This is a genomic window from Streptomyces sp. Root431 (genome assembly GCF_001426585.1).
Lineage (GTDB): Bacteria > Actinomycetota > Actinomycetes > Streptomycetales > Streptomycetaceae > Streptomyces > Streptomyces stackebrandtii.
On the sequence record NZ_LMEI01000009.1, the window covers coordinates 487,757 to 503,476 of the forward strand.

Annotated in this window: 16 protein-coding genes and 1 riboswitch; of the genes, 2 read left to right on the top strand and 14 right to left on the bottom strand. The window is 73.2% G+C overall.

Annotated elements, in window-relative coordinates:
- Nucleotides 1–9 precede the first annotated feature (9 nt).
- The 5 genes from ASC82_RS15740 to ASC82_RS15760 all read right to left on the bottom strand — a co-directional run bounded on the left by ASC82_RS15740 (nt 10) and on the right by ASC82_RS15760 (nt 5,268).
- The gene (locus ASC82_RS15740; RefSeq protein WP_056647668.1) at nt 10–966 is read right to left on the bottom strand and encodes a M56 family metallopeptidase; all 957 of its coding nucleotides are present in this window, start codon (nt 964–966) and stop codon (nt 10–12) included.
- A gap of 4 nt (nt 967–970) precedes the next feature.
- Complete coding sequence (locus ASC82_RS15745) at nt 971–1,411, bottom strand: BlaI/MecI/CopY family transcriptional regulator (protein ID WP_056647670.1); 441 nt, start codon at nt 1,409–1,411, stop codon at nt 971–973.
- 104 nt (nt 1,412–1,515) lie between these two features.
- Nucleotides 1,516–2,433, bottom strand: a complete 918-nt coding sequence (locus ASC82_RS15750; RefSeq protein WP_056647673.1) for a glutaminase — start codon at nt 2,431–2,433, stop codon at nt 1,516–1,518.
- Nucleotides 2,434–2,476: 43 nt separating this feature from the next.
- Nucleotides 2,477–3,619 (bottom strand): hypothetical protein, encoded by a 1,143-nt coding sequence (locus ASC82_RS30390; RefSeq protein ID WP_056647676.1) that lies wholly within the window; start codon nt 3,617–3,619, stop codon nt 2,477–2,479.
- A gap of 125 nt (nt 3,620–3,744) precedes the next feature.
- On the bottom strand, nt 3,745–5,268 hold the full coding sequence (locus ASC82_RS15760; RefSeq protein WP_056647678.1) for an MFS transporter: 1,524 nt from the start codon (nt 5,266–5,268) through the stop codon (nt 3,745–3,747).
- Nucleotides 5,269–5,405: 137 nt separating this feature from the next.
- Here ASC82_RS15760 and ASC82_RS15765 point away from each other — a divergent pair, with 137 nt between their 5' ends.
- Entirely contained in the window at nt 5,406–6,146 is a 741-nt protein-coding gene (locus tag ASC82_RS15765) for a TetR/AcrR family transcriptional regulator C-terminal domain-containing protein (protein ID WP_056647681.1), read from the top strand.
- Nucleotides 6,147–6,362: 216 nt separating this feature from the next.
- Here the strand turns inward: ASC82_RS15765 and ASC82_RS15770 are convergent, their stop codons facing one another.
- Entirely contained in the window at nt 6,363–6,809 is a 447-nt protein-coding gene (locus ASC82_RS15770) for a DUF1772 domain-containing protein (RefSeq protein WP_056647684.1), read from the bottom strand.
- A 91-nt stretch (nt 6,810–6,900) separates the two neighbouring features.
- On the opposite strand from ASC82_RS15770, the gene ASC82_RS15775 reads away from it, so the two are divergent.
- The gene (locus ASC82_RS15775; RefSeq protein ID WP_056647687.1) at nt 6,901–7,482 is read left to right on the top strand and encodes a TetR/AcrR family transcriptional regulator; all 582 of its coding nucleotides are present in this window, start codon (nt 6,901–6,903) and stop codon (nt 7,480–7,482) included.
- On the opposite strand, the gene ASC82_RS15780 is transcribed toward ASC82_RS15775, so the two are convergent.
- From ASC82_RS15780 to ASC82_RS15815, 8 genes are all read right to left on the bottom strand, one after another.
- The gene (locus ASC82_RS15780; RefSeq protein WP_056647692.1) at nt 7,479–8,882 is read right to left on the bottom strand and encodes an MFS transporter; all 1,404 of its coding nucleotides are present in this window, start codon (nt 8,880–8,882) and stop codon (nt 7,479–7,481) included. The genes ASC82_RS15775 and ASC82_RS15780 overlap by 4 nt on opposite strands.
- A gap of 100 nt (nt 8,883–8,982) precedes the next feature.
- Complete coding sequence (locus ASC82_RS15785) at nt 8,983–9,411, bottom strand: metalloregulator ArsR/SmtB family transcription factor (protein ID WP_242427665.1); 429 nt, start codon at nt 9,409–9,411, stop codon at nt 8,983–8,985.
- A gap of 30 nt (nt 9,412–9,441) precedes the next feature.
- Nucleotides 9,442–10,281, bottom strand: a complete 840-nt coding sequence (locus ASC82_RS15790; RefSeq protein ID WP_056647695.1) for an ABC transporter ATP-binding protein — start codon at nt 10,279–10,281, stop codon at nt 9,442–9,444.
- Nucleotides 10,278–11,294: an iron chelate uptake ABC transporter family permease subunit gene (locus ASC82_RS15795; protein WP_242427691.1), complete on the bottom strand. Its 1,017-nt coding sequence runs from the start codon at nt 11,292–11,294 to the stop codon at nt 10,278–10,280. The genes ASC82_RS15790 and ASC82_RS15795 overlap by 4 nt, the downstream gene beginning before the upstream one ends.
- A 53-nt stretch (nt 11,295–11,347) precedes the next feature.
- Nucleotides 11,348–12,409 carry an ABC transporter substrate-binding protein gene (locus tag ASC82_RS15800; protein ID WP_056647701.1) on the bottom strand — a complete coding sequence of 354 codons (1,062 nt, stop codon included), beginning with the start codon at nt 12,407–12,409 and terminating at the stop codon, nt 11,348–11,350.
- Nucleotides 12,410–12,496: 87 nt separating this feature from the next.
- Nucleotides 12,497–12,622, bottom strand: a riboswitch (cobalamin riboswitch).
- Nucleotides 12,623–12,718: 96 nt separating this feature from the next.
- Nucleotides 12,719–12,925: a cold shock domain-containing protein gene (locus tag ASC82_RS15805; RefSeq protein WP_056647704.1), complete on the bottom strand. Its 207-nt coding sequence runs from the start codon at nt 12,923–12,925 to the stop codon at nt 12,719–12,721.
- Nucleotides 12,926–13,023: 98 nt separating this feature from the next.
- Complete coding sequence (locus tag ASC82_RS15810) at nt 13,024–14,853, bottom strand: APC family permease (protein ID WP_056647707.1); 1,830 nt, start codon at nt 14,851–14,853, stop codon at nt 13,024–13,026.
- Nucleotides 14,854–15,120: 267 nt separating this feature from the next.
- Complete coding sequence (locus tag ASC82_RS15815; protein ID WP_056647710.1) at nt 15,121–15,714, bottom strand: TetR family transcriptional regulator; 594 nt, start codon at nt 15,712–15,714, stop codon at nt 15,121–15,123.
- Between the last annotated feature and the right edge of the window lie 6 nt (nt 15,715–15,720).

Here is a 15,720-nt window from a genome sequence, read left to right on the forward strand (position 1 = left end):
CGCCGGTCGTTACATCGGGGTGGCCGCCCGCAGGACGAGGAAGAGGGTGACGGCCGAGTTCGCCGAGGACAGCGCCGACACGGTCGCGCCGACGGCCGCGCCCCAGGCCGCGAACCCGACGGTGGTGAAGAGCGACGGCCAGGTGCGGCCCGTCGGGGCCGGTCGCAGCAGGGCCGCGACCCGGCGGGGCACCGGGCCCGCGCCGGTGACGGCGGGGAGCGCCGCGGTGGTCGCGGGCGGGGCCAGCAGGGCGGCCGTGCCGATCGCGCGGGCCACGCTGCGGCGGCTGCCGACCGCTGCCGCGGCATCCTCGTCGGCCCAGCGTTCGGCGGTGTACGCGACGGCGGTACGGAGCGGCCGCAGGAACGGGTTGGCGCGGGCCGCGAGATGGACCGCCAGGAGGTGCCGGTGGTGACGGCCCGCCAGGTGGGCCCGCTCGTGGGCGAAGAGGGCCCTGCGTTCGCGGGAGGTCAGCGCGGCGAGCATGCCGGTGCTGACGACGACCCGGCCGCGCCGGTGACCGGGCCGACGGCCGCGGCGACGGCCGGGCAGGGCGTACGCGTACGGGGCGCCGTCCGGCAGCACGGCCACCGACGTCTCGGGCAGCCCCACGAGCGCGCCCTCGGCCCGTCGGCGTACCCGCACGTGGCGCCGGGCCGCCGCACCGCACGAGACGAGGACGGCGAGCAGCGCCGGTATCGCCGCCCGGCCGGCCACCTCGTCGTACGGCAGGGCCGCCCGCACCTCGGGGTCCGACCAGGCGTCGGGCAGCGGGTTGCCGGGCAGTTGGGCCGTGCCGACGATCATGAGCAGGCCGAGACAGAGGGTGCTGCACACGGCGAGGACACCGGCGACGGCGGAGAGCAGGCGCGTCGCGGTGCGGGGATGGAGCCGGCTCTCGGCGAGCCGGGCGATGGGCCAGGCGGTGAGCGGAAGGACGAGCGGAAGGAAGACGAAGACCCCCATGGCGCTACCGATCTCCCTCCCGGGACTCCCCGGGCTCCCCGGGCTCCCCGGGCTCCCCGGGCTCCCCGGCGAGGAGTTCGCGCAGGAGCAGCTCGTCGTGCGGAGAGAGCGCGGTGACGAAGCTGGCGAGGACCGCCTGCCGGTCCGTCTCGGCGTCCAGCACCTTGCGCATCCGCAGCGCGGCGAGCCCCGCCTCGTCGGCGACGGCCGTCCAGACGAAGGAGCGCCCCGCCCGCTCGCGCTCGACCGCGCCCTTGCCGTGCAGCCGGGTCAGGATCGTGATCACGGTCGTGTACGCGAGGTCGCCGCCGAGGCGCTCCTGCACCCACGCCACGGGCACCGGTTCGACGGCACCCTTCAGGACGGAGAGGACGTGCGCCTCCAGCTTTCCCTGGCCGCGCCTGCGCGGCGAGGACTCCGCCTCGTTCTCCCTGCGGTCCGTCATCGCCGCCGCCCTCCCGTCGGTGCCGTATCCAGTGTCGCTCGCCGCTCGTCCCCGAGGCCGGGAGGCCGGGACGGCGGTCCATCGTACGGCCGTGACGCCGCAGGTCAGAAGACGGAGAGGCCCGTGATGGTGGTGAAGCGGTCCAGGGCGGCGACGCCGGCGACCGAGTTGCCGCGGGCGTCGAGGCCCGGGCTCCAGACGCAGAGGGTGCAGCGGCCCGGGACGACGGCGATGATCGCGCCGCCCACGCCGCTCTTGCCGGGGAGACCGACCCGGTAGGCGAAGTCGCCCGCCGCGTCGTAGGTGCCGCAGGTCATCATCACGGCGTTGACCTGCTTGGCCTGGCTGCGGGGGAGCAGCCGGGAGCCGTCGGAGCGGATGCCGTGCCGGGCGAGGAAGCCGGTGGCGACGGCGAGGTCGGCGCAGGAGGCCTCGATCGAGCACTGCCGGAAGTACTCGCGGAGGAGGGTCGGCACGGGGGTGGTGATGTTGCCGTAGGAGGCCATGAAGTGGGCGAGGGCGGCGTTGCGGTCGCCGTGGGCGGTCTCGGACGCGACGACGTCCCGATTGAAGTCGAGGTCCGGGTTGGCGGACTCCGCGCGCAGGAATTCGAGGAGGCTGCCGGAGGCGTCTCCGGTCATGCGGTGCAGGCGGTCGGTGACGACGAGGGCGCCGGCGTTGATGAACGGATTGCGGGGGATGCCGTGCTCGTACTCCAGCTGGACGAGCGAGTTGAAGGGGTTGCCGGAGGGTTCGCGGCCGACGTGCTCCCAGAGGCTGTCGCCTTCCCGGGCGAGGTCGAGGGCGAGCGTGAAGACCTTGGTGACGGACTGGGTGGAGAAGGGCTGCTGCCACTCCCCCACCCCGTACACCGTGCCGTCGAGCTCCGCCACGGCCATCCCGAAGCGGTTCGGGTCGACGGCGGCGAGGGCCGGGATGTAGTCGGCCGGGCGGCCCCGGCCGGCGAGGCCCTCGATCTCCTCGCCGATGCGTTCGAGTACGGGTAGGAAGGACTGCACCATGAGCGCATTGTGCCCGGCCGGGCCCGCCCGGCCCGAAACCGGCTCAGTTCTCCGCCGTGTCAGGGACGCCGGTCTCCGGCACCTCGTCGAGGGCGTACGGGTGGACGTACCGCGCGTCGTCGAAGGGCGTGAACCAGGTGCCGAAGCCGAGCGTCGCCACGCCCTCGCCGCCGGCACCCTCGCCCCCGTCGTCCTGGAGCCACGCGAAGTCCATGTCCTCGTAGACCTCGCCGGCGAAGCGCCCGAGGGCGGCCGCGACCTCGTCGTCCAGGAGTCCGTGCAGGTCGAGGGTGACGTGGGCCTGCTCGATGAGGAGCTTCAGGACGAGCTCCTCGGCGAGACAGCCGAGCCGCCGGAAGCTGCCGTCGGTGAACCGGGTGGTGAGGGCGATCGCCGTCACCAGGAAGCGGCGCGCGAAGAGCTCGTTGTACTGCGCCGCGTGACGCGAGGGCAGTTGGTCGAGGTGCCACAGGTGGCCCTGGCACTCGGCGACGGTGGTGTCCTCCTCGGCGAGGGCCTGCACGTCGTCGTACAGCTCGTCGATGAGGACCTCGGCGCCGTACACCAGGGAACCGGCGGCGAGTTCGGCGCTCTCGGGAGTGATGCCGGGGCTCCCGCCGCCCGCTTCGGCCGACTCCCCCTCCGGAGGGGCCGACGTCTCTTCGGCGACGCCGAAGACGGCCGGGGTGAAGGAGCGCAGCCGGGTCGCGAGCACGCGGAACGCGGCTTCGTGGTCCTGTGCCTCCCCGTCCGGCTCGTCGGCGGTGTCGGGCTTCGCCGTGTGGTGGGCTCTGCGCGCCTGCGGGTCGCTGGGCGGGGCGCCGGGCCCGTCGGCCGCTTCGAGGCTCTCGCGCGCCGCGTCGGTGTGCAGCTGCACCTCGCTGCTCTCGACCGTCCACTCGGCGAGCAGCTCCGAACGCTCCAGGACCTCCTCGCTCACGGAGCCGACCGCTTCCTCCGCGAACTCCAGCGAGGGCGCCGCGACCATCACCTTCAGGATCGCCCCGCCCGGATGGACGGCCACGGCGACGTCGAACAGGTCCATCTCCATGCCGTCGGCGCCTTCGATACCGGCCACCGACGCGAAGCCCTGCTCCAGCAGGGCGGAGGCTCCCACGCGGTGGAGCCCGTCCAGCTCCGGAGCGCCCTCCGGAATGCGTATTTCCACGGTTACGACATAGGTCACGGACGAAAGCGTGCCAGGCCGGGGCGGCTGGACGCGGGTGTTCGCGGAAGCTTTTCGCATGCGGGAGCTCGTACGGCAGGAGCCGGCGCCCCTCGGGGGCACCGGCTCCTGTCACCGTCGGAGGGTCAGGCGACGAGCTCGGGCTTCTCCGTCTCGGCCTCGTCCGTCTCGGCCTCGTTCGCCTCGGCGGGGGTCTTCTTGCCGTCCCGCATGACCAGGGTGGCGAGGACGGCCGCGGCGAGGACGCCGATCGCGCTGATCGTGAAGGTGGTGGACATCGAGGTGGTGAAGGCCTCACGGGCCGACTCGATCATCGCGGGGTCGCCCTTGGCGACGGCCAGCGCCCCGCCGATCGACTGCTTGGCCTGCTCGGGGGCGTCGGCCGGCATCTCGGCGGAGTAGGTGCTGGTGAGGAGCGAGCCGAGGATGGCGATGCCGAGCGCGGTGCCGGCCTGCTGGATGGTGTCGTTCAGGGCGGAGCCGACGCCCGCCTTCTCCGCGGGGATGGTGCTCATCAGGGCGCCGACGGCGGCCGGCATCGCGAGGCCGGCGCCGAGGCCGAGGAGGCCCAGGGCGATGGCCGGGACGGTGAAGCCGGAGTGGGCGTCGACCGTGGTGAGCAGGGCGAAGGAGCCCGCCATGACGAGCATGCCCACGAGGATCAGGACGCGGTTGCCGACCTTGGCGGCGAGTCCGGCGCCGGCGCCGTTGCCGAGGAGGGCGGCGACGGCGAGCGGGACGAAGGCGAGGCCCGCCTTGACCGGCGAGTAGCCGAGGACGAACTGCAGGTACTGGGTGAGGACGAGGAGCAGGCCGCCGTTGCCGATCTGCACGAGGGTCAGCGAGAGCGAACCGCCGCTGAAGTTGCGGTGCTTGAAGAGGACCAGCGGCACCATCGGCTCGGGGGTGACGTTCTCCCAGATCACGAAGCCGGCGAGGGAGACGACCGCGACCGCCAGGGTGATGAGCCCGCGGCCCTCGAAGGCGCCGTGCTGCGGGATCTCGATGATCCACCAGATGAGCGCGGTCATGCCGACGACGGAGAGGATCGCGCCGAGCGGGTCGGGCTTCTGCCAGGGGCCCTTCGACTCCGGCATGAGGGTGAGGGCGGCGAGGACGGCGAGGACGACGACCGGGACGTTGATGAAGAAGATCGACTGCCAGGAGTAGTGGTCGATCAGGAAGCCGCCGAGGACGGGGCTGCCGACCAGGCCGAGCATCGACACCGAACCCCAGGCCGCCATCGCCTTGGGCCGCTCGTCCTCGTCGAAGACGGTGATGAGGATGGAGAGCGTCGAGGGCATGATCAGCGCGCCGCCGACACCCATCGTGATCCGCGCGGCGATGACCTCGCCGGGGCTGGTGCAGACCGTCGCGGCCAGTGACGCCGCGCCGAAGAGCAGCAGGCCGATGATCATGATCTTCCGCCGGCCGAAGCGGTCACCGAGGCTTCCCGAGGTGAGGAGGAGTCCCGCGAAGACCAGGATGTAGGAGTCCAGGATCCACTGGATGTCCTGGGCGCTCGCGCCGATGTCCTCGGTCATCGAGGGAACCGCGACGGTCAGCGCCATGCTGTCGACCACCAGGACCAGGGTGCTGAGGCACAGCACGACCAGGATCCACCAGCGGCGTGGGTTGCGGCTTTCCATGGGACTTCCCCCTCGACTTTCGTCTGTCGTTCCTGCGTTCCTTGCGATGCGAACACTGTACGCAGCTGCGTACGGCGTTCGCAACCCCCGACACCTGTACGCTGGATGCGAACGCCGTACGCAGTGAAGGAGGGCTCATGGCAGCCAAGGCGAACCCCGTCCCGTCCGTGTGGGCGCGACAGCAGTCCGCACCCGATCAGCCCGCGCTCAGCCGGACCGCGATCGTCCGTGAGGCGATCGTCATGCTCGACGCCGACGGCATCGAGGCGCTCAGCATGCGCAAGCTCGGCGCCCGCCTCAACGCCGGCGCCACCTCGCTCTACCGTCACGTCGCGACCAAGGACGAGCTCATGGAGCTCGCCGTGGACGAGGTCGCCGCCGAGATCACCGTCCCACCGGCCGAGGCCGCCCGCGGCGGAGCCGGCTGGCGCGCCGCCGCGACCGAGGCCGCGGAGTCCTTCCGCGCGACCGCCCTGCGTCACCCCTGGCTCTCGGCCGTCCTCGGCCAGGCGGGGCTCGCCTACCTGGGCCCGAACCTGATGGCGTACTCGGAGCGGCTCGCCGCGCTGTTCACGGCGGCCGGCTTCCCGGAGCCGAGCAGGGCGATCGACACCCTCCTGTCGTACGCCATCGGGATGAGCACGACGGAGGCCGCCTGGCTCACCACGGTCGCCCGCTCCGGCGAGACCGAGGCCGACTTCATCGCGAGCCTGATGCCCGCCGCCCAGCAGGCCGCGGCCGGCCACGACCACCTCACCGATGCGTACGCCGACGCCGCCGTCCACGCGGTCCTCGACCCCGTCGCCATCCGCGACGCGAAGTTCACCTACGGCCTGGACGTCGTCCTGGACGGCCTGGCGATGCGCCTGCCCGACTAGGGCGTGTTTCGAAAGTCCCGCCTGCCTGGCGACGCCTGGCACGCACGCTCGCCGCGTTGTCGGGATCACCCCGATACATCCAGTATCGGGGCGACCCTCCGCCTTGCGGCAGACGACGCTACTTTCGAAACACGCCCTAGGGCGCGACACGCCAGAGCCCGCGGGATCACCCGCGGGCTCGGAAGTGGACTCTCGGAAGTTGACTCGGGCGCGGGCTCAGACGAGGGCGGCGACCAGCAGGGCGAAGGCGCCGATGATGACGGCGACGCGGACGTAGTGGTAGCGGTCCCAGCGGTCGCCCTGCTCCTTCCAGTCGGCGGGCCGGTCCTCGGGGGTCCAGGTCTTGCTGCGGTTGTTGATCGGGACGAGCAGCAGGACCGACATGAGCACGCTGACGATCAGCAGGGCACCGGCGGTGACGACGAGACCGGCACCCTGATCGCTCCAGCCGGCGATGGCCCAGACGGCGACGAGGACGAGCGAGGAGATGTACCAGACCGGCATCACGGCGCCGAGCATCCGGCCCCCGTGGGCGCGGCCGAGCTGGCCGCTGTCCTCGGGGAGGGCGTCGAGGATCCGGTTGATGACGAAGGCTACGGCGAACTCCACCCCCACCATCACGCCGACGACCACGGTGGTGAAGACCTGAAGTGCGTTGAGCATGATGACCCCTCCTGGGATCTAGCGCCGCTAGGTGATGAGGCAACGCTAGTACTACTGCCGCTCGATTGTCTAGCGATGCTAGGATCGAATCATGTCGGTACAGGAACGCAAGGAACGCGAACGGGCGGACCGCGAACGTCTCATCGTCGCCACGGCCCGCGAACTCGCCGAGCAGCAGGGCTGGGACGCGGTCACCACCCGCCGGCTCGCCGAGCGCATCGAATACAGCCAGCCCGTCCTCTACAGCCACTTCCGGGGGAAGCGCGAGATCATCGGCGCCGTCGCCCTCGAAGGCGCCGCCGAGATGGCCGCGTCGCTGCGGGCCGCGACCGCCGCCGCCGAGGGCCCACGCGGCCGGGTCGCCGCCCTCGCCCGCACCTACCTCGACTTCGCCGCACGCAACCCGGCGGTCTACGAGGCCATGTTCCAGCTCGACGGCGGCCTGGCGTTCGCCCGGGAGGACACCCCGGAACCTCTGAAGGACGCCTTCGCCGCCCTCCTGGAAAGCCTCGGCGAGGTCGCCGGGGACGGCGTCCACCCGGGCCTCTTCACCGAGACGTTCTGGGCGGCCCTGCACGGGCTCGCGACCCTGACCAAGGCGGGACGGCTGCCCCCGGAGTACACCGAACAGAGGACGGAGCTCCTGGTGGACCGGCTCGCCGTGGCCCCCTAGGGGCGGGCGGCCTTCTCGCGTGGCCAGCGGTGGTGGAGTGCGTCGATGTGGAAGTCGTGCGCGTGCCGGGCGCCGCGGCCGTCGGCCGTTTCCGCGAGGTGAGGGTGGTCGGCGGGGAGTTCGGGGTGGGCGTGTTCCAGTGCGGGCGGGTCCGTGCGGGGCCACAGGCGCGTGGCGGCCAGGGCGCCGAGCAGGGCGATGCCGGTGAGGACGGCCGCCGAGGCCGGGAGGCCGGTGCGGGCGGCGAGCCAGCCGGCGAGGGGGTAGGTGAGCAGCCAGCAGGCGTGCGAGAGGGAGAAGCGGGCGGCGAAGGCGGCGGGCAGGTCGGCGCTGCGTGCGGAGCGGCGCAGCAGCCTGCCGCCGGGGGTCAGGATCGCCGAGGTCGCCGCGCCGAGGACCAGCCAGAGGGCGAGCAGCCCGGGCCAGGACCAGCTTCCCGGCGTGAGCGCCAGCCCGAGCGCGAGCAGCCCGAGGGCCCCGGCCAGGGCGAAGGCGGCGGTCAGCATGAGCGCCCGCTCGCGGGCGGGGCCGCGGAGGTCCCCCGGCCGGCGTCCGGAGCCGGCGAGGCTCGGCCGGTCCAGTACGCGAGGCAGCAGGAGCGCCGTCGCCATGGAGCCCGCTCCGTACGCGCCGAGGGCGAGGGGGACGTCCCCGGGGGTGCGGCCGAGGGTGTCGCGGACCAGGACCACCGTGTTGACGAGGACCGTCGCGCCCGCCGCCGCCACGGCGACGTCGAGAGCGAGCAGGGCCCGGAGGCGGGGAGTGCCGAGGAGGAGCCGCGTACCGAAGGCCGCTCTGGAGCGGAGGCCGCCCGTGCGTGCGGCGGGTGCGGGCGCGGGCAGGGCGGTCGCGCGGACGAGGAGGCCCGAGGCGAGGAAGCCGGCGGCGGTGCCGGTGAAGAGCCGGTCGTACGGGACGACGGTGAGCAGTGCGGCGGCGAGCGCAGGGCTGAGGAGGCTCTCCAGGTCGTAGGCGAGCCGGGAGAGGGAGAGCGCCTTCGTGTAGTCCCGCTCCTCGGGCAGCACCTCGGGAATCGTCGCCTGGAAGGTGGGCGTGAAGGCGGCGGAGGCGGTCTGGAGCAGGAGGATCAGGACGTAGATCTGCCAGATCTGGGTGACGAAGGGCAGGGAGAGGGCGACCGCGGCCCGTACGAGGTCCATGGCGACGAGCAGGGTGCGGCGGGGCAGTCGGTCGGCGAGGGCGCCGACGACCGGGCCCATGCCGACGTACGCGGCCATCTTGATCGCGAGGGCGGTGCCGAGGACGGCGGAGGCGTTCGTGCCGGCGAGGTCGTAGGCGAGGAGGCTCAGCGCGACGGTCGCGAGGCCGGTGCCGGCCAGGGCGACGACCTGGGCGGTGAACAGGCGCCGGTAGGTGCGGTTGCGCAGCACGGACAGCATGGGGATGCCCCCGGTCGGCCAGGGCGGTCGGCGGACGTCTTCACCGTAGCCGACATGTGCATACGTGCGCACGTGTCGACGTCAGACCGAGGCCGCGGGCTCAATCGTGCCAGGGTTCGCCGCTCACCACGTGGTCGGCCCGGCTGATCGCCTCGACGACCAGCCGCTTCAGGTGCCCGTCCGGCATCGCGTACACGACCCGCCGCCCGTCCTTGCGCGACCGCACCAGTCCGCCGAGGCGCAGTTTGGCCAGGTGCTGGCTCACCGCCGGGCGCGCGGCCCCGCACGCCTCGGTCAGGGCGCTGACGTCGGCCTCTCCGCGCGTGAGCAGCCACAGCAGGTGGAGCCTGGTGGGGTCGGCGAGGAGCGCGAACACCTCGGCCGCCGCGGCGAGTTCCCGCGCCCCCGGCGTCCGCTCGTGCGGACGCGAGACGGCGGGCGTCCCGGCGGGCGCCCCGGCACCCGCCGCCTGCTCCGTCGTGGGGCCGTCGGGGCCTGCGGCGTCTGCCGGATCTGCGCGCTCGGACATGGGGTCATCGTAGGCAGACCCGCGAAGCGCTCAGGCCTCGCGCCCCGCCTCGGCGGGAGCAGGGAGCGTGCCCAGGAAGCGGATGTGGGGGCGGTCCCCGGGCGCCGGGCGGGTCACCGTGGCGCGTACCCGGTACACCTCGGCGATGAGCTCCTCCGTCAGGACCTCGTCCGGGGTGCCCCGGGCCACCACGCGGCCCTCGGCGAGGACGACGAGCCGGTCGCAGTACGTCGCCGCGAGGTTCAGGTCGTGCAGGGCGACGACGGCGGTGAGGCGGAGGCTCGCGACCAGGGTCAGGAGGTCGAGCTGATGCTGGATGTCGAGGTGGTTCGTCGGCTCGTCGAGCAGGAGTTCGCGCGGTTCCTGGGCGAGGGCGCGGGCGATCTGGACGCGTTGGCGCTCCCCGCCCGAGAGGGTCCGCCAGGAGCGGCCCGCCTTGTCGGCGAGGCCGGTGCGGGCGAGGGCGGAGCGGACGGCGGCCTCGTCCGCCGCCGACGCCGGGGTCCAGGCCCGCCGGTGCGGGACGCGGCCCAGCCGGACGACGTCGAGGACGGTCAGGTCGACCTGGGTGTCGGCCTGCTGCTCGACCGCGGCGAGGCGCCGGGCGACCGTCCGGCGGCCGAGGGCGCCGAGGGGGTCGCCGTCGAGGGTGACGACTCCGCTGTCGGGGGTGAGGACGCCGGCGAGGAGGCGGAGGAGCGTCGACTTCCCCGAGCCGTTGGGGCCGAGCAGGCCGGTGACCGTGCCGGGGCGCGGGGCGAGGCTGACGCCGTCGAGGACGGGGCTGCCGCCGACGGTGCGCGAGACCCGGTCGGCACGGAGCCCCGCGCCGGCGCCCGCTTCGGTGGCCGCGTCGGTGGCCGTGGTCATCGCGTGCCCCTCGTGCGGTAGAGGACGAGGACGAACGCCGGTACGCCGATCAGCGAGGTCACGACACCCACCGGAACCTCCTGGGGATCGAGGACCGTACGGGCGAGGGTGTCCGCCCAGACGAGGAAGACCGCTCCCGTGAGCGCCGTGACCGGCAGCAGCCGGGCGTGCCCGGGGCCGACCAGCGCGCGGGCCGAGTGCGGCAGGACGAGACCGACGAAGCCGATCGCGCCGGCCGCGGAGACCAGAGCGGCCGTCAGGAGGGCGGTGACGCACAGCAGGACCGTCCGGGCCCGGCCGACGGCGACGCCGAGCGACGCGGCGGCGTCCTCGCCGAAGGCGAAGGCGTCCAGCGTTCGCGCGTACCCGCCGCAGATCAGCAGGGCCGCCGCGAGCACCGCAAGGCACACCCGCACCTCGGACCAGCCGACCCCGCCGAGCGAGCCGAGCAGCCAGAACAGCACGCCGCGGGTGGTCTCCGCGTCGGCGGCCGTCATGACGACGAAGGAGGTGAGCGCGGAGAACAGCTGCATCGCCGCGACCCCGGCGAGGACCACGCGGTCCGGTGAACCGCCGAGGGTGTGGCTGAGCAGCAGCACGAGCGCGAAGGAGCAGACCGCCCCGAGGAACGCGCCGCCGGTGATCGAGAGGACTCCCCCGCCGACGCCGAGGACGACGACCAGGACGGCGCCGGTCGAGGCGCCGGAGGAGACGCCGAGGACGAAGGGATCGGCGAGCGGGTTGCGCAGGAGGGACTGCATCACCGCTCCGCAGACGGCGAGTCCGGCGCCGCACACGGCCGCGAGGAGGGTGCGGGGCAGGCGCAGGTTCCAGACGATGCCGTCCCGGATCGGGGACAGCTCCGATGCTCCCCCGGTCAGGTGGGCGGTGACGACGGACCGGACCTCGCCGACGCGGATGTCCGCGGGACCGATGGTGATCGCCACGGCGATCGACGCGCAGAGGACGGCAACCCCGGCCAGGACCCACAGCGCCGCCGGGCCGCCGGGCAGTGCGCGCCCGCTGGGGAGCGCGCCCCGCGGCGCCTTGGCCGGCCGGGTGAGGGTCACTTGGCGAGTCCGTACGAGCGGAGCGCGGCGGCCACCTTCTCGACGCCCTCGACGGTACGGATCGTGGGGTTCATCGCCTGGCCGCTGAGGAGCACGTACCGCTTCTTCCTCACCGCCGTCATGTTCCTGGTGACCGGGTCGGACTCCAGGAACGCGATCTTCTTCGCGGCGCTCTCGGCCGACTGCGAACGGCGGGTCAGATCGCCGATCACGAGCACGTCGGGGTCGCGGTCCGCGACCGTCTCCCAGTTGATCTGGGGCCACTCCTCGCGCGTGTCGTCGAAGACGTTCTTCACGCCGAGCGCGCGGGTGACGACGCCGGGGGCGCCGCAACAGCCCGCCATATACGGGGACTCGGCGTTGGCGAACCAGTAGAGGACGGTGACGTCCTTGAAGTCACCCTTCGAAGTGGCTCTCGCCACCCGGCCCTTGAGCTCGGCGACGAGCTTCTCGCCGCGCTCCGGCACCCCGAACACCCGGGCCAGGTCGCGGATCTCGCCGTGGACGGTCTCCATCGTGAGCGGCCGGGTGCGGACGCCGTCGCCGTCGCCGCTGTTGTCCTTGTCGGCGCAGTCGGTCGGCGAGAGGTAGGTGGGGACGCCGAGCTTCGCGAACTGCTCGCGGGGCGCCACACCGCCCTTGCCGAGGGTGTAGCCGAACGAGGCGGCGGCGAAGTCGGGTTCGGTGTCGAGCACCTTCTCGAAGGAGGGGTAGCGGTCGGCGAGGCGCGGAACCTTCGCGTTCTGCTTCTCAAGTCCCTTGAGGACGGGGTCCGTCCAGGTGCCGGTGCCGACCATCCGGTCGGCCAGGCCGAGGGAGAGCATGATCTCGGCGGCTCCCTGGTCGAGGGCGACGGCCCGCCGCGGCGGGCGGTCGATCCGTACGCGCTCACCGCAGTTGTCGAGCGTCACGGGAAAGCCGGACGCGGACTCCGCGCCCTCGCCCTTCCCCGACGGGTTCCCGGCGGATCCGCCGCCGCACCCCGTCGCGGCCAGGAGCAGGGTCAGGGTGCCGGCGAGAAACAGCGCGGCGGAACGGGCGGGGGGTGCGAGCGGCACGGGGGCAGTCCTCTGCGTCCACGGCTCATGCGCGGAGCCTGTCGTACGGTGCTCCCCGGTCGACGGCGTGACGCCGGGGCCGCCAGCAGGTCTTCGGACTCGGGGTCAGCCGGACGGAGCGCCTTCCCGGGCCGGTTCCGCCGCCCAGTGGCCGATGCTCCGCCCGTCGCCCTCACCGCTGCGCGTCAGCTCCGGATTCCCACCGGATTCCCTGACCCGTCCGCTCGCCCGTTCGGGTGAGCGCAAAGGTGCGACTGGCCTCGGCACAGTACCACCGGCGGCTTGTCGCCCCTCCGGCCGCGGCCCGGGTCAGAGGCGCAGTTCCTTCGCCTCGAAGCGGCCGTCGCCGAGCACGAGCACGAAGGTGATTTGCTGGCCCTCGGAGAGCGACTGGGCCTCTCCCTCGATGTCCGCCGCGCTGAAGTACACCTGCTCCTCGGAGCCCACGGGGACGACGAAGCCGTACCCGCCGAGACGGTTGAAGGACTGGACGAACCCTTTGCTTCTGCCTTCCACGGCGGCCTCCCTGTCGTCACCGGCGACGTGCCTCTCAGGGGAGATCTACCCCGTCAGCCCGCGCTTCGCCCGTCATGGGACACCGCCGCGGGGGTTCCCTACACGGTGAAGCGGAGGCGGCAGACGACGGCGTCGGTGTCGCGGCGGACGGCCCGGGCGACGAGCGCGCCCCGCCGGTTCTGGAGGGGCCGCTGCCACAGCCGTTCCGGTTCGGCCTCCGGGATGAGGACGGTGATCCGGGTGTCGGGCTCGGCCTTCCGCAGTCCGTGGACGTACGCGGTGATCGGGCGCCCGAGGGTACGGCGCTCGGAGGGGAGGCGGACGAGGGGGACGCCCGGGTTCCACAGGGCCCAGTCGCGCTCCAGGGCCTCGGTGGCCTCCCGGTCCTCCGCGTCCGAGTGGCAGACGGTGACCGCCCGGACCTCGTCGCCGAGGGAGACCGCGGCGGTCAGGGCCTCGCTGGTGAGCCGGGTCAGGGACGAGACCGGGACCAGGACGAGGGAGCGCGCGCGGTGCGGCGGCTCGGGGACGCGGCCGACGCCGAGCCGCTCGCCGATCCTGCCGTACGCCCGGTGGACGGCTTCGAAGGCGAGGACGAGGGCCGGGAGGGCGATCACGATCAGCCAGGCGCCGTCGTGGAACTTGGTGGCGGTGACGACGATCGCGGAGACGCCGGTGAGGACGGCGCCGAGGCCGTTGAGGACGGCCCTGCCCCACTGCCGGGTCGCCCGCCAGTGCAGGACCATGCCGGTCTGGGCGATCGTGAAGCCGATGAAGACGCCGATCGCGAAGAGCGGGACGAGGGTGTTGGTGTCGCCGCCGGAGAAGACGAGCAGGGTCGCGGAGACCACGGCGAGCCAGACGACGCCGTGGCGGTGCACCTGGCGGTCGGCCTTGAGGCCGAAGACATGCGGCAGGTAGTCGTCCCGGGCCAGCAGCTTCAGGAGGACGGGCAGGCCGCCGAAGGAGGTGTTCGCGGAGAGCGCGAGCAGCACCATGGTGGCGAACTGGACGACGTAGAAAGCCCAGTTGTGACCGAGGGAGGCGTCGGCGAGCTGGGCGAGGACGGTGACGCACTCGACCGGCCGGAGCCCGAAGCGGGAGATCAGGACGGACAGGCCGATCAGCATCACGCCGAGCAGCGCGCCGAGCGCGACCTCCGCGCGCATCGCCCGCTTGGCGGCGGGCGCGCGGAACGACGGGACGGCGTTGGCGATGGCCTCGACGCCGGTGAGGGCGGAGCAGCCGGAGGCGAAGGCCTTCAGGAGGAGCAGGGCGCCGACCGTGGTGGCGTCGTCGGCGAGCGCGGAGGCGTGGCCGGCGGACGCGGCCGTGGAGACGGGGGCGTCGCGGAAGAGGCCGACGACAATCAGGATCATGATCGCGCCGATGAACACCGCGGTGGGGGCGATGAACGCCCGGGCGGAGTCGACGATCCCGCGGAGGTTGACGCCCGTGATCAGGACGAGGACGACGAGGCACATCGCGAGCCGGTCGTCGTGGAGGCCCGGGAAGGCGGAGGTCAGGGCGGCGACGCCGGCCGTGACGGCGACGGCGACGTTCAGGACGTAGTCCAGGACGAGCGAACCCGCCGCGACCAGGCTGGTGCGGCGGCCGAGGTGCGTCTTGGCCACCGCGTACGAGCCGCCGCCGTCCGGGAACGCGGCGATGACCTGCCGGTACGAGGCCACGAGGACGGCCAGCAGGCCCGCGATGGCCAGGGTGACCGGGAGCGTGAAGCCGAGCCCGTATCCGCCGGCCGCCGCGAGGACCAGGACGATCGCCTCGGGTCCGTAGGCGACGGAGGCCATCGCGTCGAGCGAGAGCGCGGCGAGCCCCGTCAGGGCGGTCAGCTTGTGGCGGTCACCCGGGTCCGGGGGTTCCTCGGCGGCGGGCGCGACACCGTTCTCGGTGGTCAGGACGGCCATGTGTCTGATTCCTCTGCGTGGCGGACGTCGTGCTGGTCCGCTCAGCGTGTGGCCGCTCCGGGGCGGCCGGGAACCTCTCTTCCCGCCGTCTTGACGCCGCGGACCCGGGTCCGTACGCGATCTTGACGCGGGTGCGGAGGGCGGCGCGCGACCCTGGTGTGCGCGTCACCCCCGACGATCTCGTAGAATATTCAACAGAGGCCTGGTGTCGGAGATCCCCCGTGTCCGACACCGGGCCTCGCCGACTTCTCTCGCGGCCCCGCGCCCTCAGCGACCGCCGGGGTACGCGGTCCTCGCCGTGATCCGGGCGATGCGCCGCGCCGACTCCTCCGGGGCGGCCACGGGCTGGACGATGTGGCTGACCGTGAGCCGCACGATCGTCTCGACCGCGAGGCCGCGCGACTCCTCGTCGACATCGGGCCAGGCCTCCGTCGCGTACGCGTCGAGCATCACCATCGCCGTCCCGAAGACCGGCTCGGGGCGCGTGGTCAGATAGGCGAGGAGATCGTCCTCGCCGCCCCGCGCGGCCACGAGCACCCCCTTGATCAGGGGGTTGTCCAGGGCCTGCTGGAGCGTGTAGCCGACGCCGGCGGCGGCCGCGGCCTCCAGTTCGCCCCGGTGGGCGTCGAGTTCGCGCTGGATGCCGACCAGGAAGCCCTCCAGCTCGCGCTGGACCAGGGCCTTGCCGATGGCCTCCTTCGAGCCGAACTCGTTGTAGAGCGTCTGGCGGCTGATCCCGGCGGCCCGCGCGATGGCGGTCATGCGCAGCCCGCCCCAGCCCTCGGCGGCGACGAGGCGGTAGGCGGCGTCGAGGACCTGCTCGCGCAGCAGGGACCGGACGCTCTCGCGGAAACGTGTCATCGTGGC